The organism is Flavobacterium foetidum, from assembly GCF_004634245.1.
Lineage (GTDB): Bacteria > Bacteroidota > Bacteroidia > Flavobacteriales > Flavobacteriaceae > Flavobacterium > Flavobacterium foetidum.
The window spans coordinates 124,528-143,998 of record NZ_SJTF01000014.1 but is presented as its reverse complement, the minus strand read 5'-3'; the positions used below and the strand labels follow the sequence as shown (position 1 = coordinate 143,998).

Annotated in this window: 23 protein-coding genes; 9 read left to right on the top strand and 14 right to left on the bottom strand. The window is 31.2% G+C overall.

Going from position 1 to position 19,471, the window contains the following annotated elements; translation table 11 throughout:
- Positions 1-40: 40 nt before the first annotated feature.
- Positions 41-1,219, top strand: a complete 1,179-nt coding sequence (locus E0W73_RS17460) for a hypothetical protein (protein ID WP_135223327.1) — start codon at positions 41-43, stop codon at positions 1,217-1,219.
- Here E0W73_RS17460 and E0W73_RS17455 read toward each other — a convergent pair.
- Genes E0W73_RS17455 through E0W73_RS17440 form a run of 4 tightly spaced genes read right to left on the bottom strand, consistent with a single transcriptional unit; the run spans position 1,151 to position 4,803 of the window.
- On the bottom strand, positions 1,151-2,383 hold the full coding sequence (locus tag E0W73_RS17455) for an O-antigen ligase family protein (protein WP_135223326.1): 1,233 nt from the start codon (positions 2,381-2,383) through the stop codon (positions 1,151-1,153). The genes E0W73_RS17460 and E0W73_RS17455 overlap by 69 nt on opposite strands.
- Complete coding sequence (locus E0W73_RS17450; protein ID WP_135223325.1) at positions 2,380-3,282, bottom strand: hypothetical protein; 903 nt, start codon at positions 3,280-3,282, stop codon at positions 2,380-2,382. Before E0W73_RS17450 ends, E0W73_RS17455 begins: the two co-directional genes overlap by 4 nt.
- Positions 3,275-4,513, bottom strand: coding sequence for an oligosaccharide flippase family protein (locus E0W73_RS17445; RefSeq protein ID WP_162847723.1), 1,239 nt, complete (start codon positions 4,511-4,513; stop codon positions 3,275-3,277). The genes E0W73_RS17450 and E0W73_RS17445 overlap by 8 nt, the downstream gene beginning before the upstream one ends.
- A 41-nt stretch (positions 4,514-4,554) precedes the next feature.
- Complete coding sequence (locus tag E0W73_RS17440) at positions 4,555-4,803, bottom strand: hypothetical protein (RefSeq protein WP_135223323.1); 249 nt, start codon at positions 4,801-4,803, stop codon at positions 4,555-4,557.
- A 115-nt stretch (positions 4,804-4,918) separates the two neighbouring features.
- Between E0W73_RS17440 and E0W73_RS17435 the strand changes: the two genes are divergently transcribed.
- The 4 genes from E0W73_RS17435 (at position 4,919) to E0W73_RS17420 (ending at position 9,051) form a co-directional block, all read left to right on the top strand.
- Positions 4,919-6,019, top strand: a complete 1,101-nt coding sequence (locus E0W73_RS17435) for a glycosyltransferase family 4 protein (RefSeq protein ID WP_135223322.1) — start codon at positions 4,919-4,921, stop codon at positions 6,017-6,019.
- A gap of 66 nt (positions 6,020-6,085) precedes the next feature.
- Positions 6,086-7,210, top strand: a complete 1,125-nt coding sequence (locus E0W73_RS17430; protein ID WP_135223321.1) for a glycosyltransferase — start codon at positions 6,086-6,088, stop codon at positions 7,208-7,210.
- Positions 7,211-7,272: 62 nt separating this feature from the next.
- Entirely contained in the window at positions 7,273-8,256 is a 984-nt protein-coding gene (locus tag E0W73_RS17425) for a UDP-glucuronic acid decarboxylase family protein (protein WP_135223320.1), read from the top strand.
- A 27-nt stretch (positions 8,257-8,283) separates the two neighbouring features.
- The gene (locus E0W73_RS17420; protein ID WP_135223319.1) at positions 8,284-9,051 is read left to right on the top strand and encodes a glycosyltransferase family 2 protein; all 768 of its coding nucleotides are present in this window, start codon (positions 8,284-8,286) and stop codon (positions 9,049-9,051) included.
- 65 nt (positions 9,052-9,116) lie between these two features.
- Here the strand turns inward: E0W73_RS17420 and E0W73_RS17415 are convergent, their stop codons facing one another.
- Genes E0W73_RS17415 through E0W73_RS17395 form a run of 5 tightly spaced genes read right to left on the bottom strand, consistent with a single transcriptional unit; the run spans position 9,117 to position 11,934 of the window.
- Positions 9,117-9,644, bottom strand: coding sequence for an ORF6N domain-containing protein (locus E0W73_RS17415; RefSeq protein WP_135223318.1), 528 nt, complete (start codon positions 9,642-9,644; stop codon positions 9,117-9,119).
- 41 nt (positions 9,645-9,685) lie between these two features.
- The gene (locus E0W73_RS17410; RefSeq protein ID WP_135223317.1) at positions 9,686-10,996 is read right to left on the bottom strand and encodes a phenylacetate--CoA ligase family protein; all 1,311 of its coding nucleotides are present in this window, start codon (positions 10,994-10,996) and stop codon (positions 9,686-9,688) included.
- Positions 10,996-11,298 carry a HigA family addiction module antitoxin gene (locus E0W73_RS17405; RefSeq protein ID WP_135223316.1) on the bottom strand — a complete coding sequence of 101 codons (303 nt, stop codon included), beginning with the start codon at positions 11,296-11,298 and terminating at the stop codon, positions 10,996-10,998. Before E0W73_RS17405 ends, E0W73_RS17410 begins: the two co-directional genes overlap by 1 nt.
- A gap of 3 nt (positions 11,299-11,301) precedes the next feature.
- Positions 11,302-11,703, bottom strand: a complete 402-nt coding sequence (locus tag E0W73_RS17400; protein ID WP_135223315.1) for a putative toxin-antitoxin system toxin component, PIN family — start codon at positions 11,701-11,703, stop codon at positions 11,302-11,304.
- A 6-nt stretch (positions 11,704-11,709) separates the two neighbouring features.
- Positions 11,710-11,934, bottom strand: a complete 225-nt coding sequence (locus E0W73_RS17395) for a hypothetical protein (protein WP_135223314.1) — start codon at positions 11,932-11,934, stop codon at positions 11,710-11,712.
- A gap of 123 nt (positions 11,935-12,057) precedes the next feature.
- Between E0W73_RS17395 and purD the strand changes: the two genes are divergently transcribed.
- Positions 12,058-13,332, top strand: coding sequence for a phosphoribosylamine--glycine ligase (gene purD / locus E0W73_RS17390; RefSeq protein WP_135223313.1), 1,275 nt, complete (start codon positions 12,058-12,060; stop codon positions 13,330-13,332).
- Positions 13,333-13,376: 44 nt separating this feature from the next.
- On the opposite strand, the gene E0W73_RS17385 is transcribed toward purD, so the two are convergent.
- Positions 13,377-13,607 carry a DUF6341 family protein gene (locus E0W73_RS17385; RefSeq protein ID WP_025571310.1) on the bottom strand — a complete coding sequence of 77 codons (231 nt, stop codon included), beginning with the start codon at positions 13,605-13,607 and terminating at the stop codon, positions 13,377-13,379.
- Between the two features lie 142 nt (positions 13,608-13,749).
- Here E0W73_RS17385 and E0W73_RS17380 point away from each other — a divergent pair, with 142 nt between their 5' ends.
- Positions 13,750-14,679, top strand: a complete 930-nt coding sequence (locus tag E0W73_RS17380) for a DUF6427 family protein (protein WP_135223312.1) — start codon at positions 13,750-13,752, stop codon at positions 14,677-14,679.
- Here the strand turns inward: E0W73_RS17380 and upp are convergent.
- Complete coding sequence (upp, locus tag E0W73_RS17375) at positions 14,674-15,327, bottom strand: uracil phosphoribosyltransferase (protein WP_135223311.1); 654 nt, start codon at positions 15,325-15,327, stop codon at positions 14,674-14,676. The genes E0W73_RS17380 and upp overlap by 6 nt on opposite strands.
- A gap of 110 nt (positions 15,328-15,437) precedes the next feature.
- On the opposite strand from upp, the gene E0W73_RS17370 reads away from it, so the two are divergent.
- Entirely contained in the window at positions 15,438-16,043 is a 606-nt protein-coding gene (locus E0W73_RS17370) for a DUF4254 domain-containing protein (RefSeq protein WP_135223310.1), read from the top strand.
- Between the two features lie 43 nt (positions 16,044-16,086).
- Positions 16,087-17,097, top strand: a complete 1,011-nt coding sequence (locus E0W73_RS17365) for a glycosyltransferase family 9 protein (protein ID WP_135223309.1) — start codon at positions 16,087-16,089, stop codon at positions 17,095-17,097.
- A 211-nt stretch (positions 17,098-17,308) separates the two neighbouring features.
- Here E0W73_RS17365 and E0W73_RS17360 read toward each other — a convergent pair whose 3' ends face one another.
- The 3 genes from E0W73_RS17360 to E0W73_RS17350 all read right to left on the bottom strand — a co-directional run bounded on the left by E0W73_RS17360 (position 17,309) and on the right by E0W73_RS17350 (position 19,386).
- The gene (locus tag E0W73_RS17360; protein ID WP_244248502.1) at positions 17,309-17,653 is read right to left on the bottom strand and encodes a hypothetical protein; all 345 of its coding nucleotides are present in this window, start codon (positions 17,651-17,653) and stop codon (positions 17,309-17,311) included.
- 229 nt (positions 17,654-17,882) lie between these two features.
- A complete protein-coding gene (locus tag E0W73_RS17355; RefSeq protein WP_135223307.1) occupies positions 17,883-18,191 on the bottom strand; it encodes a hypothetical protein in 309 nt (102 codons plus the stop codon).
- 142 nt (positions 18,192-18,333) lie between these two features.
- Positions 18,334-19,386, bottom strand: a complete 1,053-nt coding sequence (locus E0W73_RS17350) for a ferredoxin--NADP reductase (protein ID WP_135223306.1) — start codon at positions 19,384-19,386, stop codon at positions 18,334-18,336.
- Between the last annotated feature and the right edge of the window lie 85 nt (positions 19,387-19,471).

The window sequence follows — 19,471 nt, the reverse complement described above, 5'->3', positions numbered from 1 at the left end:
AAACTGTAATTCAGATGATTATTCTGAGATGAAAAATATCATGACACTTAAATTAAATAATGAAAGGCTCAGAGAAATTTTATTTTTTTTGGCTGTTTTGTTATTAGTAGTTATACCAAAAGGAGGTTTTAAAATTGCAGGCATTCCGTTTACTTGGGGCTATTTATATTTAGGCATACTGTTTTTCCTTTCGTTAATTATAATTTTAAACAAATACAAATTTCCGGTCAATAGCAAGCATTATATGTGTTTTTTAGCCACATTGCCATTTGTTGTTTACTTTTCGATTCATTTATTAATTTTTGGTTATAAGGGATCTACAGGAAATTTTATTGCATTCTATATTAGTTTTGTATTCCTTCCTTTCTTTTTTTACATCATTTTAGGATATTTTCTAAAAAGAATTGATAGTGAATACATAGAGAAATTAATTGCAAATGCCGTTTTTTTGATTTCTTTGTATGGTGTTTTTTTATTTTGTTATAAACAATTCACAGGACGCTTTTTAGAAATTCCATATATAACTGTAAATGCAGCCGATTTGGGAGAACTCTTAAAGTCTAAATTCAACCAGCGTGGTTCTGTAACTAAACTAGTATCAACCTATAACAACGGAAATATTTTTGGAGTATGCACTTTAATGTTGTTTCCAGTTTTCTATAAAAAAACAACAACTAAAATCAAGGTGTGTATTGTCATTGTAGCACTGATTTTAACTTTATCTCGGACAGTTTGGATAGGATTAATATTTTACTTTTTGATTGTATACCGAAACAAACTGCAACAATTGGCAAAGGTTTATTTAATTGGTGCATTTTTTCTCTTCGTGATCAGTTCCTTGCTAATGACACGATATTTTCAATATGGCTCCTTAGAAGGGTTTATTTTTGATTCCAATTTTGGTGGTCGCATTTTGCAGATTCGAAAGATAAACGATATAACCTTATTCGGAACCGAGCCATATACAATCATTGACGAAATTGTTTATCTTTCAATATTTAGGCAATTTGGTATTGTTGGTCTGTTTTTGTTCTGCATTTCTTTTTTTGCTCCTGTTTATATTTTTTTTCAAACCAAAAACAACTACTCAGTTTATATGCTGGGAGTTTTAACTTATTTATTTGTTTGTTTAAGTGACGGTTGTATGTTATTAATTCCCACTCTGGCTTTTTTCTATTTTATCTGTACCATGGCTTTTATAAGTAAGAATAGAACCTAAAAACAGGATATCACAAAAAATAAAAATGTAAATTCCGTATTGTCGTACAAGTACATTTTCTGTCAAAAAAGCAAAAGAAAATAACAACGTAATAGAAAAATAAAGATAGTTTTTGTCTTTTAATGCCGTTTTAAGTTTAATAAATAAAGATGCACTAAAAGCCAAAAACAGGAGAAATCCGCCTTTCATAAAATAATCAAGATATTGATTGTGAGAGTTTAAATTATCTTTAGACAAATCCTCAAATCCATACCCATTATAACAAGAATTTAGTTTTGATTGAATTGATCCATTGTTAGTTCCTAAAAAATGAGAATCTTTAATAACTTTCAACGAACAATAGCAAATGGTATAACGAGAAGAATTTGCGATAGTATTTTTGTTTAAAAACTGAATATCATCCTGATAACGCTGTGATAAAAAAATCACGCCAGAAAACAGCAAAATAAGTGGAATAATAATCAGTTTTAAGTTTACTTGTCTTTTTTTGTAGAAGTAAAAATAACTATTTAAACTAATCAAGAACAAAACCGCATAAAGTGACATTCTTGCGTTTATGATGATTAAGCTAGTTAGCAATACTAGAGATACGAAAATTAAAATTGCCTTGAATTTAAAGGTCTTTTCTTGATTTTTGGCTAGCAAATCAAAAATAAAAAGAATTGCAACTCCTGTCCACAAACTGATATAAGTTCCGTGAATATGAATTGTATTTTCTAAATTAAAACGCGCATAATACCAGTTAAATCGATGATTTGGAATATCATTAATGTAATATACTATTATGTAAATACTAATGAGACTGATACAAATACAATATATCAGAATTATTTTTTCTTTATGTTTTTTGAAAAAATCAGATTGGTATAGACAAATACTGAATAAAGGGACTATAAATAACAAAAGACTGTTAGCAATATTCTGAAGACTTTTTGAATCGAAATAAAAAAGATTGAAAAGCATTAAGACGACAAACGATAACAAAAATGGTATTGTTTTAATTGAAAACAGTTTTTTTCTGTCGTTCCTACAGTGAAGCAATAAAAATAAGCTGACCGCAATCATAATTATCGACTGAACTGCTTCAAACATGTATAAAGCTGAGGTAAATGCCAGAAGATAAAGTAGGTAAACAATTATTCTATTTAACTTTTTATCAATCATCTGGATAACTTTTTAAAAAGATTTTTAATTTTTTCCTGAATAGAAACAGGAAGTTTTTCTCGCATAAACTGAACTAGATATTTTTTGATTTTGAGCTTAAATAATTGATAATTACTGATATTAATTTTAAGAGAATCAATTTCATTTTCAGGAATAAAATCTAGAGACTTCCACTTTGTCGGGTCATTTTCATGAAAGTTGGTAAACTGTTTATAATTGTCTAGACTTATACTTTTCCAGAATTCATAGAAAGCCTCGTTATCAGAATCGTCCCGATGTGACCAATTGGTTATTTTGGTGTAGATTTCTTCATCATCTCTTGCCCAGGATTGGTGTAGCAAAATAAATTTTGTTATTATTTTTTTAGAGTGCCTTGTGGCTCTCATATATTTGTATTTTGGATAATTTGTTGCAACTTCAATTGCGTCAAGAGAATCTTTTATATACAGAAAACCCCCTTCGACTTTTTTGAACAAAGTAATCCATTGTACATGAATTTCTACGGGATTTTTTTCGGGATTATTTAGATAGTGTTTATTGTCTTTTAAAAAAGAGATAAAACCACAAAAATCATTAAAATATTCGTCGCTGTCTATCTGAATGTGCCATCCACCTGCTCCCATTGCCCTTGCGAGTAAGTTACGTTCTCTGGTATCATTTTCAGAGGGAGTATTTTCGGCAATGTAAAAAGAGTCTTCGTAGATTATGATTTTATTCAAAACATCAAACTCTCTAACCCAATCAAAAAAGGCTGGGTCAATAAATAAAGAATTGCCACTCCATGTTAGACGGTCTTTATCTACAGCAAGAACAATCAAATCTGAAGCATCATATACTAACGGAATTGATTTGTATAAATATTTAAAATCGTATGAAACCAGAAAACCAACTTTAATCATTTTTGCTAAAGAAATTTAATTTTTTATCACTCAGTACATTATAGTTCAAGAACAGCGTAATAAATAACTCAGTTATAACAAGTGCGGCAATCATTCCCTCTACCTTGAATAAAATAGACACGAGGAATGAAAGAATAATATTAATTATTAAGCCTATAAAATAGCCTGTAAAATAGATATTTTTCTTTTCATGCATAAGCAAAGACATGTATGCTGACTGATTTAAGGACGCAATTAATGGAATTGGAGAAAGCAGAATTAGATATCTAGAGGATTCTGAAACATATTCGTTGCTCAATAACGAAACAATTTGTTCTGAAAAAAGAATTAAAATAAATGTTCCTAAAGAAAAAACAAGGAAATAATATTTAAAAATCTGCCTTAGAATTTTGTTTAATTCAACCGTATAAACTGTTCCTATATTACAGATTTTAGGAAAAACTCCTTGAAACAATACACCAATGCAATGTTTTCCTAGCATTATGATTTTTTCAGCAACATTATAAATACCAACTGTTTTAGAATCGAAGAAAACGCCTAAAATAAGTGTTCCAGAATTTAAAATAGAACAAACAGTTAGGTTGGTCAGAAACATTTTGAAACCATTTCTTAATTCTTCAAAAATATCTTTAAATGAAGTTAATGAGTATACAAACTTTTCAACCGCAAATAAATAAATAAATGAAGTGACAAAAATAAGGCTGTCAAAGAAACCCAAAACAAAGAATAAAATTTGAAAAGAGCTTTTGTCCTTTATTCCAAACAAAATAGTAAAAATACAGGATATTTTAAAAATGCTGTTGATAACAAAGTATATTTTAACCTTGTCTAGACCAATAAAAACCCAGTGTGTATTTTGCGTACGCGAAAAAAGCATTAAAAATAAAGACGCAAAAAAAAGCGAATTATCACTAAGTCTATCATACAATTGAGCAAGTAGAAAAAGTAATAAAAAAGAAGGAATCGTCAAGAAAAGCTTTGTATTAATAACTGTCGAAATGTAACGGCTGACAGCTTTAAAATCAGGATTTAATTTACCAATTTTTATAGGGCCTAAAGCATTCCATGAATAATCATTAATAACCGATATATAGTTAATTAAGGACAAGGAAATAGCTATAAGACCATAATTTGTAATTCCGAAAACACTGATGTAGAAAGGAATTAAAATTAATGGAAATAAAAAATTTATAAAATTGATACCGAAACTATAAAAGATATTTTTAATCAAAGCATAATAAAATAAAGGCTCCAGATATTGGAGCCACAATATTAAAGTGATTTATCTACCGAGTCATCCGGGCTTCCTTGAGGTGCCCATGAACCAGATTTATCATTACGCATTGTAACTCTTCCAGTTTCTGTATCTAAAACAAATAGACAAACTTCTCCGGTGTCTGTTCTTTGAATAACGGTCATTTGATATTTACCAATTTGACTTTTTTCCTCTTCTTTTTTCTGAGGTTCTTGACAAGAAACAATCCACAAAGACAAACTTAATAGTAAAGCTATTTTTTTCATTTGGTTTTTTTTTCAAAAGTAAATTTTTTTTCAAAAGCTGAAGTGTTTTGAATAAAAATAAACGTCATTAAATTTTAAAACTTATTTTTGAACTAGTTTGTAAAGTTTTGATTAAATGAAATTTGTAATTGATGCTCGTCTTATAAATACTTCTGGTATTGGTACTTATTTAAAAAATGTGCTGCCAGACATCATTTCTGAATTTGAAACGGTTATAGTTTTAGGACGTAAAAATGAAATTTTGCAATTTGAATGGAGCAGAAAAGTAGAAATTATAGAATTTGATTATGAAATGTATTCTTTGAAAGCACAGTTTTTGTTTCCTTTTAAAATACCAAAATGCGATATTTTTTGGTGTCCGCATTTTAATTTTCCTCTTCTCCCCGTTCGTGCCTCAAAAAAAATTGTGACAATTCATGATGTAAACCATCTTACAGACATAAGCCCTATTTCATTTTTTAAAAGAATGTATGCTTCGCTACTCTACAAAAATGCAGTTAAAAAAGCAACCGTAATTTTTACTGTTTCAGAATTTTCAAAACAGGAAATTGTAAAATATACCGATGCTCAACCTGAAAAAATAAAAGTAGTTTATTGTGGTGTCAATGTCCCTTTTTTTGAAAACAAGAAAGAAAGCGAAATTGCTCTGCCCAAAGATTTTATTTTATACATAGGAAATGTAAAGCCACATAAAAATTTGCTGGTTTTAATTGAGGCTTATGCTTTACTGTCAGAAAATTTAAAATCTAAATATAAACTGATAATTGTCGGTAAAAAGGAAGGATTTATTACCAAAGACGATAACATAGATAAGTTTATTGATAAAAATAATTTATATGGAAATGTTATTTTCACTGGTCATATAGAAGATTGCGATTTACCAGTTTATTATCAAAAAGCTTCTGTGTTTATTTTTCCGTCATTATATGAAGGATTTGGACTTCCCATTCTCGAAGCTCTTGCAGCAGGTACAATTGTAATTTCTTCCAATGTTGCAAGTATACCAGAAGTAGGAGGGAATGCTGTTTATTACTTTAATCCAAAGAATGCTAATGAATTGAAAATTAAAATTATTGATGTTTTAGAGAATCCTGTTTTTGATGACGAAGCAATGATTTGTAGGAAAAATCAACTGGAAAAATTTACATGGGAAAAATCTATTCAAAAACATCTCGAAAGTCTAAAGACAATTTCAAATTTAATAAAAGAAAAATAATCTCTTCATTTTATTTGCAAATTTGAACGTTTTAGTATCTTTCTGAAAATTTTCGCACAATAAACAATGAAAAAAGCCCTAATTAGCGATTGGTATTACGTAAACGGCGGAGCTGAAAAAGTGATTCATTCTATAAACTCAATCTGGAACGATTTTGACCATTTCGCATTAATTGACTTTTTGAGCGACGAAGACCGAAATTTTATTCTAAACGGTAAAAAAGCTAAAACCAGTTTTATTCAGAAACTGCCAACTGTAAAAAGAAATCACCGCAAATTTTTGCAACTGTTTCCTATTGCAATCGAACAATTTGACTTGAGAGATTACGATTTAATTATCAGTTCTTCATCGGCTGTAGCCAAAGGGATCCGCACCAATAAAAACCAGCTTCATATTTGTTATTGTCATTCGCCGATGCGTTACGCTTGGGATTTAAAAGAGCAATACCTAAAAGACGCCGGATTAGATAAAGGCTTAAAAGGTCTTTATGCAAAATCGGTTTTAAATAAAATCAAAAAATGGGATTTATCGAATTCAGAAAACGTTGATTTTTTTATAGCCAACTCTAATCACATCGCCAAAAGAATAAAAAAAACATATAACAAAGAAGCAACAGTAATTTATCCTCCAGTCGATGTAGATTTCTTTAGTTTGGAAGAAATAAAAGAAGATTATTATTTTACAGCTTCACGAATGGTTACCTATAAGAAAATACAATTGATTATTGAGGCTTTTAATGAACTTCCGAATAAAAAGCTAATTGTAGCAGGAGAAGGGCCAGAATTCGAAAAACTTCAAAAAACAGCTAAAAGCAATATTGAATTTGTCGGTTTTGTAGAAAATGAAAAACTGAAGAATTTGATGCAAAAAGCCAAAGCATTTGTTTTTGCAGCAGAAGAAGATTTTGGAATTATTCCTGTTGAAGCTCAAGCCTGCGGAACACCAGTTATTGCGCTCGCTAAAGGTGGAACACTAGAAACTGTTCTAGAAAATGAAACAGGGGTTTTCTTTAAAGAACAAACAGCAAAAAAAATAGAGGAAGCAATTGTTGATTTTGAAACGAAAAAATTTGATCCAAAAGTAATCCGCAAACATGCTGTTTTATTTTCAAAGCAAAGATTTGAAAAAGAGATTAAAGAGTTTGTTGACTCAAAATTTAAAAATCATTTAAAATCTTTACACACAAGATAAATACTAGATAGTTTCAAATAATTTCCAAATCTGTTTACATTTGCGTTGAACAAATAACTACCATGAAAAGAATACTTATTACCGGAGCTGCAGGATTTTTAGGATCACATTTGTGTGACAGATTTATCAAAGAAGGATATTTTGTTATCGGGATGGATAATCTGATTACGGGAGATCTTAAAAATATCGAGCATTTATTCAAATTAGAAAACTTTGAGTTTTATCATCATGATATTACCAAGTTTGTTCATATTCCAGGTGATTTAGATTATATTTTGCATTTTGCTTCGCCGGCAAGTCCGATAGATTATTTAAAAATTCCAATTCAGACTTTGAAAGTAGGGTCTTTAGGAACCCATAATTTATTAGGATTAGCCCGAGTAAAAAAAGCCAGAATTTTGATTGCATCGACATCTGAAGTTTACGGAGATCCATTAGTGCATCCACAAACAGAAGAATATTACGGAAACGTCAATACAATTGGCCCTCGCGGGGTATATGATGAAGCAAAACGTTTTCAGGAATCCATTACAATGGCGTATCATACTTTTCATGGCGTAGAAACCAGAATTGTACGTATTTTTAATACTTATGGACCGAGAATGCGATTAAACGACGGACGTGTAATTCCTGCTTTTATTGGTCAGGCTTTGCGCGGAGAAGATTTAACCATTTTTGGAGACGGAATGCAGACACGTTCGTTCTGTTACGTAGACGATCAAGTTGAAGGGATTTTCAGATTATTGCATTCTGATTATGTTTATCCGGTAAATATTGGAAATCCAGACGAGATTACGATTAAAGATTTTGCGGAAGAAATCATAAAACTAACTGGAACAAACCAGAAAGTAGTATATCATCCATTGCCCATAAACGATCCGCTACAGCGTCAGCCAGATACAACAAAAGCGAAAGAATTGTTAGGTTGGGAAGCTAAAGTAAGTCGTGCCGAAGGAATGAAAATCACGTATGAGTATTTCAAATCATTATCTCCCGAAGAATTGGCAAAAGAAGAACATAAGGACTTTTCTAGTTATATAAAATAATCTAAATTCTGAAAGTATTAAACTCTAATGGACGATTTAGTATCTATTCTTACACCAACATACAATACTGAAAAGTTCATTAGAGCAACGATAGAATCAGTTCAAAATCAAACCTATAGAAACTGGGAAATGATTTTGGTTGATGATGCTTCTACTGACGAAACGGTTTCTGTTATTGAAGAATTTGCTCAAAAAGATTCTAGGATAAAACTATTCAAACTAGACAAAAATTCAGGGAATGGTTTTGCCAGAAACGCGGCTTTAGAAAAAGCAACAGGAAAATATATCGCTTATCTGGATTCTGATGATTTATGGTTTCCAGCTAAATTAGAAAAGCAAATCCAATTTTTGAAAGCAAATAATCTACACTTTACATTTAGTTTTTATGATTCTATTGATGAAGATGGAAATGATTTGAATAGAAGAGTAGAATCACCAAATCCGTTAACGTATAGTGAATTGTTTTTCTGCAACTATGTAGGAAATCTGACAGCCATTTATGATGCAGACTATTTTGGAAAGATAGTTTTGAATAATTCCCAAAAACGACAGGATTGGAGAATTTGGCTGACGATTTTAAAACAAATCAAAACAGCAAGACCAGTTGCAGAATCTTTGGCGCTTTACAGAATCAGAAAGAATTCTGTATCTTCTTCAAAATTCAAATTAATAAAACACAATTTTGGTGTTTACAGAGAATTTCACGGATATAATCTCATTTTTTCTGTTTTCTTGATGATGAGGTTTTTATTTACTCAACTCATAATAAAACCAAAATTTATTAAGAAGATTTAAAATTCACCTTGAAGTCGCAATTTTCGACTTCAAGTTTTAAGATCATAATTTATGACCTTAAAGAGCTATTTTTTATAGCCAATCTTCACTCTTTCAGTCTCATTTTCTTTTTTCTCAGTCAATTCATCTAAATAAGAAAATACCAACTCAATGTTTTTATCGTGATTCTCTAACTTCTTCTGAATCTGAAGAATATCGACTTTAATTTCCGTTGTATCCAAGAGCATTTGTCTCACTTTCGTGAAGATTCGCATAATTTCAATATTGGTTTGAATTGCTTTTTCGCTTTTTATAATACTAGATAACATCAAAACTCCATGTTCAGTAAAAGCCATTGGCGCATATCGTAAACCAATCTTATCAGAATTGGAGGTCACAAATTGTGACCTCCAATTTTCAAACTCTGTTTTATCTAATTCAAACATAAAATCTTCAGGAAATCTAGATAAATTTCTTTTAACAGATTGTTTAAGTACTTTTGTCTCTATTCCGTAAAGCAATGCCAAATCACGATCCAACATCACTTTTTGTCCACGTATAAAATATATTTTATTAGAAATTGTTTCTTCAGAAAGGAAAGATTGATTGTCCATAAGTTTTTAATTAAAAAACAAATGTAAGATTTTATTTATATTTATAAAAGCGATTTAAATTGTTTTAGTTTCCCTCGATTGGTTCTTTCTAAAACTATTTTTCGGGTAAAAGTAAAATTTAAATCAGGTTCAAGATATAGGGAGATTGCTTCTCCTATCTTTTGAATCTGTTCGGCAGTCAGTCCTTTTTCAGCAACATATTCAATTTCAAAAGAATCTAATTTGGTTTGTTTGATAATGAATTCTTTTACGTTTCCATCGTCTTCAATTATGCTTTTGGTTACATAATAGAAAGTCAATCCTGGAGATTTTTTCCCGCTAGGCAGTATCGCAACGTCATTCGTTCTGCCAATCAATTTTTTTAGAATTGGTTTTTGTGGAGTGCTTTTTTCATCTAGAATTCCAATGTCGCCAATCTCATATCTAATAAAAGGATTTGCTTTATTGAATAATGAAGTAATCACGATCTTGCCTTCCGTTCCATGTGGCACAGGGTTATTGTTTTCATCTAAAATTTCTACGAAAAGGGTTTCTGCATTTACCTGCCATTCTCCTTGAGGATTTTCAAAAGCAATCAAATCAAGTTCAGATGCCCCATATTCGCTTATAATCGGAATTCCGAATTGTTTCTCTAGCAATTCTTTATCCGTTTCAAAAAGCATTTCCGAAGTAACAAAACAAGCTTTTAAAGTCGGACAGATTTCTTTTAAAATAATATTTTTCTGTTCCAAATATTTAGCAAACAAAACAATAGAACTGGTGTAACCATTGATATAATCAAACTTTTTGGTTTTGAATTTCTGCAGAAATTTTTCCAGAATTTCATCAGACAAATCAAAAACCGGAAAACGAAAACGATGCGTCAGGAAATCCTTGAAACGTTCTTTTTGGTAACCAATAAAATCCATCGGAATGCCATAAAAACGTGCTTGATACGAATGATTAAAGTCAATTCCGAACCAGCCAAAACGCATAATATTCGAAGCCCAGGTTAAAGCGTGACTGTATTTGTCTTTCGCAAAAACAAAAGGTGTTCCGCTCGATCCAGAGGTTTTGTTGAGGTAAATGTTTTTTCTCGAATATCCTTCTGAAAGTCTTTCTTCAAGCGGTTTTTGGAGATTTTGTTTGTTTAAAATCGGAAGATTTTCCCAATTTTGAGATGTTGCATTTCCTGCCAATTCTTTGTAAAAAGGATTGTTTCTTAAATGAAAATCAACAATTTCTGTTTTTTTGTTTTGAAGAAATACAGCAAATTCTTCTTCAGAAAAATGAACAATTTTATCCAATTCTATATTGGCCTTCTTAATAGGAAAACCATTTAATTGAAGGGAAATATCAAAAAGACGAATCATTAAACTGCTTCTTTTAAATCGTAACGTTTAATCGAATTTAGTTCCTGACCTTTATTAAATTCTTCTTCTTCAATATCAAAATCATCTTGAAGACCAAGCCAGAATTTTGCTGAATTTCCAAAATAATGACTCAATCGCAAAGCAGTATCAGCCGTAATTCTGCGATTTCCTTTAATAATTTCAGAAATTCTTGTCTGAGGAATTTTTAAATCTTTAGACAAACGATAAGGTGTGATATTGAGTGGAATTAAAAATTCTTCTGATAAAATTTCTCCTGGATGTATGTTTTTTAATTTTTCCATTTTCTAAAAAATAGAATTAAATTCTATGGTATCAATTATGATTACTTTTGGGAAATCGATTTTTTTCAGAAGATTAAAATCAGAATCATGTGTTACAATGAAATCAGCATTGGATGAAATGGCGCAATCAACAAATTTATTATCATCTTCATCTTTCAATAAATTGAATTTAAAATAATTGGTTATATATTCAACATTTTTAAGGTTTTCTAAGACACCTAATGCATTTTCACTGGCAGTAATTCCCATTTGCTGTTCAATAATTTCGGCATATTCAGCTAGAATGTCTGTTGTTAGACATAGAATATATTTACCATCAAGTAAATTTCTAAAAATCCAATGAAGTTTTGATTTGCTAGAAATAGAAACCAGAAAAACATTTGTATCTAAGACAATTTTTTTCAAGATTTCTTATTTTGATTTTCTCATTTTTTTTGTCAACATATCATCAACAGTTTTATCATCCCATTTTTTGTCATCCCAAATTTTATCAGCTTGATTTATAAGTCTTTCAGAAAAAAACAACGCAAGTGTTTGCTTCAAATCAATTAAATCTTTTTCAGATAATTGATGAGAAAATGTTTTTAACAGTTCTAACTGAACATTGGTAAAAGGTTGTTTTAAAACAGATTGCATGACTATTACATTTTTTGAATCAACTAAAATTACAAATTAGTTAATTATCAAAAGTAACTAAAAAAATTATTATATACCGTTTAAACCCACTATTTTTGCACCACAACTAAATACAACAACACCATGACAATTTTACTATTGGGATCAGGCGGAAGAGAGCATGCTTTTGCGTGGAAAATGACTCAGAGTCCGCTTTGCGAAAAACTTTTTGTAGTACCTGGAAATGCAGGAACTGCTGCAATTGCTGAAAACGTGGCAATCTCTGCGACAGATTTCGAAGCTGTAAAAGCTTTAGTACTTAAAGAAAATATAAGTTTAGTAGTCGTAGGACCTGAAGATCCATTGGTAAAAGGTATTTACGATTATTTTAAAAACGACGAAAGTTTAAAACATATTCCGGTTATTGGACCATCAAAACTTGGGGCACAATTAGAAGGAAGTAAAGAATTTGCAAAAGAATTCTTGATGAAACACAACATTCCAACTGCTGCTTATGACAGTTTTACTGCCGAAACAGTCGAAGAAGGATGTAAATTTCTAGAAACATTACAACCTCCTTATGTTTTAAAAGCAGACGGATTGGCAGCCGGAAAAGGAGTTCTGATTATTCAGAATCTTGAAGAAGCAAAAACAGAATTACGTAATATGCTTGTTCACGCTAAATTCGGAACAGCAAGTGCAAAAGTAGTTATCGAAGAATTTTTGGACGGAATCGAATTGAGCTGTTTTGTTTTAACAGATGGAAAAAGTTATAAAATCCTTCCAACGGCAAAAGATTACAAGCGAATTGGAGAAGGAGATACAGGTTTAAACACAGGCGGAATGGGAGCGATTTCTCCAGTTCCTTATGTAGATGCTGTTTTGATGGAAAAAATTGAAATGCGTATCGTAAAACCAACAATCGACGGTTTCCAAAAAGATGGAATTGAATACAAAGGATTCGTATTTATTGGTTTAATCAATGTAAAAGGAGAACCAATTGTTATTGAATACAATGTAAGAATGGGAGATCCTGAAACTGAAGTTGTAGTTCCGAGATTAAAATCTGATTTGGTTGAATTGTTCTTGTCTGTTGCAGATCAGAAATTAGGCGATTTTAACTTAGAAGTTGATCCAAGAAGCGCAACAACCGTAATGGTAGTTTCTGGCGGATATCCTGAAGATTTCGAAAAAGGAAAAGTAATTTCTGGTTTAGAAAATATTGAAGATTCTATAGTTTTTCACGCAGGAACAAAATTAGATGGCGAAAATGTCGTTACTAATGGAGGACGTGTAATTGCTATAACTTCTTACGGAGATAATTTCCAAGAGGCCGTAAAAAAATCTTATCAAAACATAGATAAACTAAGTTTTGATAAGATGTATTTTAGAAAAGATATAGGTTTTGATCTTATTTAAAAAATAATTGACCAGCCCTTAATAAAATATTAAGGGTTTGGTTTTTATTTTAAAAATGAGTGAGCTGTTGTATCTTGGTTTTCTGTTCCAGCATCATCAAAAATGCGCAATTGTTTGATCCAATATACGATTGCTGCAGAGCAGATGATCATGAAAATCCAGTTAATAGTGTTTGCACCAAACCATGTAATTAATTCCAAACGACGTAAAAAGTCAAGAGGAGCAAACAAGATGTTAACGAATAAGTATTGAATTCCTTCGAAAAAAGCTGTCATAATTCTTTAAAATTATATGTTATTTATTGTTGTATAATGCTTTGAAGATAAAATTCGATTAATAGAATCTTTTTTCGACTTGTTCGGTTTTTCATTTTAAACAAGTAGTATCTTTACAATCACAAAAGTATAAAATATCCTTATGATAACAAGTGTTTTTAAAAAATCTACACCATTAAATTATTCATTGGTTGTAATTTTAATACTGGTTTTCTTTTTTATGTTCCAAATTAAAGACCCGTCCTGGGTTTCTTCTTATTTTTTGGCTTTCCAAAAAGTGAGTTTGCTGTGCTTTATTTTGGCATCATTTTTTATGATTAATTTCATCGTAAAAAAGAATGGTCTTAGTAAAGACAATGGTTACGCGATATTTTTTTACTTATTGTTTCTTTTGTTTTTCCCAACCCTATTCAATAATTCAAATGTTATCTATGCAAACTTTTTTGTTTTGTTGGCGCTTCGAAGACTAATTTCGCTTCAATCGCTAAAAGCTTCAAAAGAAAAAATATTTGATGCCTCCTTTTGGATTTTTGTAGCTTCTTTATTTCAATTTTGGAGCATTCTCTTCTTGGTGTTGGTTTATATTTCTATTATTTTTCACGTTTCCAGAGATTATAGAAATTGGGTTCTGCCTTTTATAGCATTGTTGGCTGTAGCAATATTATTTTACATGACCTCTTTAATTTTTAATATTGATGCTGTAGCATTTTTTCAAGAAAGAGCGCAAATAGACTTTAGAATTGATTATTTCAAAAACAATTACGAAAACGGAGCACTTTCAATTTATACGGCTGTGGCTTTGTTTTTTGTGACGTCAATGTTGATGACATTAACAAATAGACCACAAATTGTACATTCTTCATACAAGAAGGTCGTGGCATATTTTTTTATAGCAACTTTCGTATATATTATTTCACCAAACAAAAGCAATGATTTATTATTGTTTAGTATTGCGCCTTTAACGATTATGGCAACAAGCCACGTAGAATACATGCAACAAAAACTCAATAACGAAATTGCATTTTATGTGCTGATTGCCTGCAGTTTATTTACATTTTTCTCGCAATTATAATTTGCTTCCGTAAGCAAGATCGCCTGCATCTCCAAGACCAGGAACAATGTAGTTTTTCTCATTCAGTTTTTCGTCTAAAGAGGCAACCCAAAGATGACAGTTTTCAGGAAGGTTGTTTTCTAAATGAGCAATTCCCTCTGGCGCTGCAATAACCACCACGATATGAAATTCTGTAGGATTCGCATTTTCAATTAATTTTTGATGGACCGCCACTATAGACTGACCAGTTGCCAACATAGGATCAAGAAGAAGAACTGTTTTATTGTTTAGATTTGAAATAGCCTGATATTCAACCAGAATTTCAAAATCATCATCACCTTTTGGATGATGTCTGCAAGCCGAAACAAAACTGTTTTCGGCATGATCAAAGTAATTTAAAAATCCATTATGAAGTGGCAGTCCTGCTCTCAGAATCGGACATAGAACCAAATCTGTATCTATTTCGGTTGTTTTTTTGATTCCCAGAGGAGTCTCGATTTCAACATTTTTGTAAGGCAATATTTTGCTTAATTCATAAGCCATAATTTCGCCAATACGTTCAATATTTCTACGAAAACGCATGCTGTCGTTCTGTACGTTTACATTTCTAATTTGTCCTAAGAAATGATTTAAAACGCTATTGTTTTCAGATATATAATGAATTTTCATGATGAAATTTTAATTTATTTACGAATATAATTATGAAACGAAAAATTATTTCTTTTCTTCGCAGCATAAAAGTATAAAAAGTATCTTTGTATATCTAAAAAAATAAAAACATGTTTTCAAAATTAGCATATTCTGTTTTCGAACAAAGTATTAAAGATTATCATCAGTTTGATAATGTTGACCAGCCTATCAATAATCCATATCCAAAAGATAAATTTGAGCATTTATTATATCTAAAAAATTGGATTGATACGGTGCAATGGCATTTTGAAGATATCATCCGTGATCCGCAGATTGATCCAGTTGCAGCACTTACTTTAAAAAGAAGAATTGATGCTTCAAATCAGGAACGTACAGACATGGTGGAATATATTGACAGTTATTTTTTGCAGAAATACAGTGATGTAAAAGCAAAAGACGGGGCAAAAATCAATTCTGAAAGTCCAGCTTGGGCATTTGACAGATTGTCTATTTTGGCTTTAAAAATTTATCATATGCATGAAGAAGCTAATCGTGCAGAAGCTTCTCAAGAACACAGAGATAAATGTCAAGAAAAATTAAATGTACTTTTAGAACAAAGAACAGATTTATCTACAGCAATTGAAGAATTATTGACAGATATAGAAAATGGCGATAAATTCATGAAAGTGTACAAGCAAATGAAAATGTACAACGACGATGAATTGAACCCAGTGTTATATCAAAATAAGAAATAATTTGGCAGAGTTGTCCAACAACAAAATCAAACATATAGCCGTCATGAGACTATCCGCAATGGGAGATGTCGCCATGACGGTTCCTGTTTTGCGCACTTTTGTAAAACAGTATCCAACGGTAAAAATGACCGTTATTTCCCGTCCTTTTTTCAAACCATTTTTTGACGGAATTCCGAATCTCGAGTTTTTCGCTTTTGATGAAAAGGAAAGACACAAAGGTTTTATCGGACTTTTACGATTATACAGCGATTTGAAAAAACTGAAAATCGATGCTTTTGCAGATCTTCATAACGTTTTAAGATCTAAGGTTGTGAGTTTACTTTTCGCTTTAAGCGGCAAAAAAAGAGCAACTGTTGACAAAGGACGCGAAGGAAAAAAAGAATTGACCAGACCAGAAAATAAGATTTTCAAGCAATTGCCAACGATGTTCGAAAGACACGTGAATGTATTTTCTGAACTTGGTTTTCCGCTGGAATTATCGAATCCGGAGTTTCCTGAAAAGGCAGTTTTAGGTTCTGATATTCTGGAGATTATCGGAAATCAAAACACAAAACTAATCGGAATTGCACCTTTTGCGCAATACAACTCTAAAGTTTATCCTTTGGATTTAATGCAAGAAGTGATTGCAAAATTGGCTGAAAATCCGATGTATAAAATTCTACTTTTTGGAGGAGGAAAAAAAGAAATTGAAATTTTGGATTCACTTGCACAGCCTTTTGAAAATGTAATCAATATGGCAGGCAAAATCAAGTTTCAACAGGAATTGCAATTGATCAGCAATCTAGATGTCATGCTTTCTATGGATTCTGGAAACGCTCATATCGCCGCGATGCTTGGCGTAAAAGTGGTAACGCTCTGGGGCGCAACACATCCTTATGCTGGATTTTTGCCTTTCAACCAAAGCTTAGAAAACGCTTTAACTTCTAATCGAAATCAATATCCAAAACTGCCAACTTCTGTTTACGGAAATAAAATTGTTGAAGGTTATGAGGATGCAATGAGGACAATTTTGCCACAGCAGGTTGTTGACAAGGTTGTAGAGCATCTTTCATAAAAGATTAAAAAAATATAAGCTAAAAGCACAGTTTTTTTTCAAGCTTTGGAGAAGCGAAATATTTATAGCAAAGGATAAATGGTTACAATTTAAAGCTCCAGCGGAGCGACATATTAACAAACATGTCGCTCCGCTGGAGCTTTTTTCATTTGTCTTATTGAAATTCTATAAATATTTTACCCCGTTGGGGTCTTTGCCGATAAAATAAGTTTTAAGCAATATTTTTATTTAAATCGTATTGTTCATTAGAATCTAAGAAAGAATATCCTATTGTTTTTTTTCTTTTTTTGTTTACTATAATAGAGACAAAATTATTTTTGTCTTCGGTCGACAATAGAATATGCTCGAACTTTTCAGACGGATCTCTGTAAACTTTATAAATTAAGTCGTGATCTTTAATTTTTTTAGATAAAACTTTAGCCGATTTTAGTCTGCTTACATAAGGCCAGATATTAAAAATATTCGAATCGGTCTTTTTTACTTCTACCATTTTTTCGGTCAAAGTTGAATTGTATTTTTCTTTTTCAAGCAACTTGGGACCTTTTCTGTTTTTCATTTTTAGAATAACTGCCAGAACGCATAGCGAAGCAGTTACAACCAGCATAATAAATAGGTATAGATGAAAGTGTTGTATGTGAGCTGTCATGATATTTAATATTTAAATGTTTGACAAATTTATTTAGCTCTAGAGATTCTCAAACTACTGATATTGAGATTACCATAATTACACCTCTAATTTAATGAAAAATCGGCAATATTTAATCTTAAATATGTTTTTATTGCAATTAGAGCCAGATTTTCTCATCACGACAACGGCGGTAAATATAACTTTTTAAGTTTGCAATTGTTTCTTTATAATCGGGCGCATCATAACCATATCTTTCGTGCTCCATTTGTTCCTTTTCCAAAGCGTCGCAACCCTTAAGTACTTCTTTAATCATGTCAATCAAGGCAAGTTCTTTATTATCAGTTTTTTGAAATTTGAGTTCTACAATTTCATCTTCTAATTCTGAACAATAATCTACAAGCTTAACAACTTCTGGTTCATCCAAAAGCGATTGATTATTTCTAAATATTTCTCGAATTGATTTCATTTATAAATTCCAATATTAAAATTCCAAATACCAATTTTACCAAGTTTTAAATATAAAACTAATCAAATAAAAAATTCCAAATTCCGATTGTTAAAGTTGGAATTTGGAATTTGGAATTCAGTTTTATTGGAATTTTAGTAGACTATACATCATCATAATCTACATAAATCGTATCTGATGTTGGATGTGCTTGACAAGTTAAAATTAAACCTTCGGCAATTTCTTTATCTGTCAAAATAGAATTTTTGGTCATTTCTGCGCTTCCAGTGGTTACACGACCTAAACAGCTGCTGCAGATTCCGCCTTGACAAGAGTATGGAGCATCAACGCCTTGTTTTAGAGCCGCGTCAAGAATGGTTTGTTTTTTAGACATTTCAAACGTAGTTTCTTCGTCGTCAACTAAAACCGTAATTTTTGTGTGTCCTTCCTGTGAACCTTTAATTTCATTTTCCTGAGAAGAAGATGTAAAAAGTTCAAACTTGATAGCAGATTCTTTTACGTTTTTCTCTTTTAGAACATTCGAAACCGTATTGATCATTTCTTCTGGTCCGCACAAGTAGAACTTATCAAATTCAAGTTCTTTATATTTGTTGTTCAAAACGAAATTAACCGTAGATTTTTCGATTCTTCCAAACAATGCATTTTCCACTTTTGCTTGGCTGTAGATGTAATGTACAAAAAGCCTTCCTACATATTGCAATTGCAGGTCATGCAGTTCCTGATGAAAAATAGTTTGTTCTGGAGTTCTGTTTCCGTAAACCAATACAAACGAGCTTTTTGGCTCATTTTTTAGAACAGATTTTAAAATAGAAAGAACGGGAGTAATACCACTTCCTGCAACAAAAGCAGCATAGTTTTTTTGTCTTTCGGCATCTGGTTCAAAAGTAAACTTTCCTTCTGGCTGGCCAACTTCCAAGACATCTCCTGCTTTTAGTTTTGTATTGGCAAACTGCGAAAACAAACCATCTTTTATCGCTTTTACCGCAATTCTCAATTCGCCGCTGTCTGGTGCAGAACAAATAGAGTATGCACGACGAAGTTCTTGATTATCAAGTGTTAATTTTAAATTTATGTATTGTCCTGCTACAAATTTATAGTCGGGTTTTAGTTCTTCGGGAACATTAAAAAGAACCGAAACAGCATCGGCGGTTTCGCGTTTAACCTCTTTAATTATAAGTTTTAAGAATGAAGGCATGATCTAATTTTTCTGCAAAAGTAGCAAACCACTATTAAACGACAGGCACGAAATTATTTTTTTTAACTTTTTTTGTAACGTTTTC

Excerpts from the sequence above, each read along its gene's own strand:
- E0W73_RS17355 (WP_135223307.1), bottom strand. The coding sequence starts at position 18,191 with ATGAAATCAATTCGAGAAATATTTAGAAATAATCAATCGCTTTTGGAT.
- E0W73_RS17415 (WP_135223318.1), bottom strand. The coding sequence starts at position 9,644 with ATGGACAATCAATCTTTCCTTTCTGAAGAAACAATTTCTAATAAAATA.
- E0W73_RS17395 (WP_135223314.1), bottom strand. The coding sequence starts at position 11,934 with ATGCAATCTGTTTTAAAACAACCTTTTACCAATGTTCAGTTAGAACTG.
- E0W73_RS17360 (WP_244248502.1), bottom strand. The coding sequence starts at position 17,653 with ATGAAAAACAGAAAAGGTCCCAAGTTGCTTGAAAAAGAAAAATACAAT.
- E0W73_RS17385 (WP_025571310.1), bottom strand. The coding sequence starts at position 13,607 with ATGACAGCTTTTTTCGAAGGAATTCAATACTTATTCGTTAACATCTTG.
- E0W73_RS17455 (WP_135223326.1), bottom strand. The coding sequence starts at position 2,383 with ATGATTGATAAAAAGTTAAATAGAATAATTGTTTACCTACTTTATCTT.
- purD (WP_135223313.1), top strand. The coding sequence starts at position 12,058 with ATGACAATTTTACTATTGGGATCAGGCGGAAGAGAGCATGCTTTTGCG.
- E0W73_RS17365 (WP_135223309.1), top strand. The coding sequence starts at position 16,087 with ATGAGACTATCCGCAATGGGAGATGTCGCCATGACGGTTCCTGTTTTG.
- upp (WP_135223311.1), bottom strand. The coding sequence starts at position 15,327 with ATGAAAATTCATTATATATCTGAAAACAATAGCGTTTTAAATCATTTC.
- E0W73_RS17460 (WP_135223327.1), top strand. The coding sequence starts at position 41 with ATGACACTTAAATTAAATAATGAAAGGCTCAGAGAAATTTTATTTTTT.
- E0W73_RS17405 (WP_135223316.1), bottom strand. The coding sequence starts at position 11,298 with ATGGAAAAATTAAAAAACATACATCCAGGAGAAATTTTATCAGAAGAA.
- E0W73_RS17350 (WP_135223306.1), bottom strand. The coding sequence starts at position 19,386 with ATGCCTTCATTCTTAAAACTTATAATTAAAGAGGTTAAACGCGAAACC.
- E0W73_RS17420 (WP_135223319.1), top strand. The coding sequence starts at position 8,284 with ATGGACGATTTAGTATCTATTCTTACACCAACATACAATACTGAAAAG.
- E0W73_RS17380 (WP_135223312.1), top strand. The coding sequence starts at position 13,750 with ATGATAACAAGTGTTTTTAAAAAATCTACACCATTAAATTATTCATTG.
- E0W73_RS17430 (WP_135223321.1), top strand. The coding sequence starts at position 6,086 with ATGAAAAAAGCCCTAATTAGCGATTGGTATTACGTAAACGGCGGAGCT.
- E0W73_RS17410 (WP_135223317.1), bottom strand. The coding sequence starts at position 10,996 with ATGATTCGTCTTTTTGATATTTCCCTTCAATTAAATGGTTTTCCTATT.
- E0W73_RS17450 (WP_135223325.1), bottom strand. The coding sequence starts at position 3,282 with ATGATTAAAGTTGGTTTTCTGGTTTCATACGATTTTAAATATTTATAC.
- E0W73_RS17440 (WP_135223323.1), bottom strand. The coding sequence starts at position 4,803 with ATGAAAAAAATAGCTTTACTATTAAGTTTGTCTTTGTGGATTGTTTCT.
- E0W73_RS17425 (WP_135223320.1), top strand. The coding sequence starts at position 7,273 with ATGAAAAGAATACTTATTACCGGAGCTGCAGGATTTTTAGGATCACAT.
- E0W73_RS17435 (WP_135223322.1), top strand. The coding sequence starts at position 4,919 with ATGAAATTTGTAATTGATGCTCGTCTTATAAATACTTCTGGTATTGGT.
- E0W73_RS17370 (WP_135223310.1), top strand. The coding sequence starts at position 15,438 with ATGTTTTCAAAATTAGCATATTCTGTTTTCGAACAAAGTATTAAAGAT.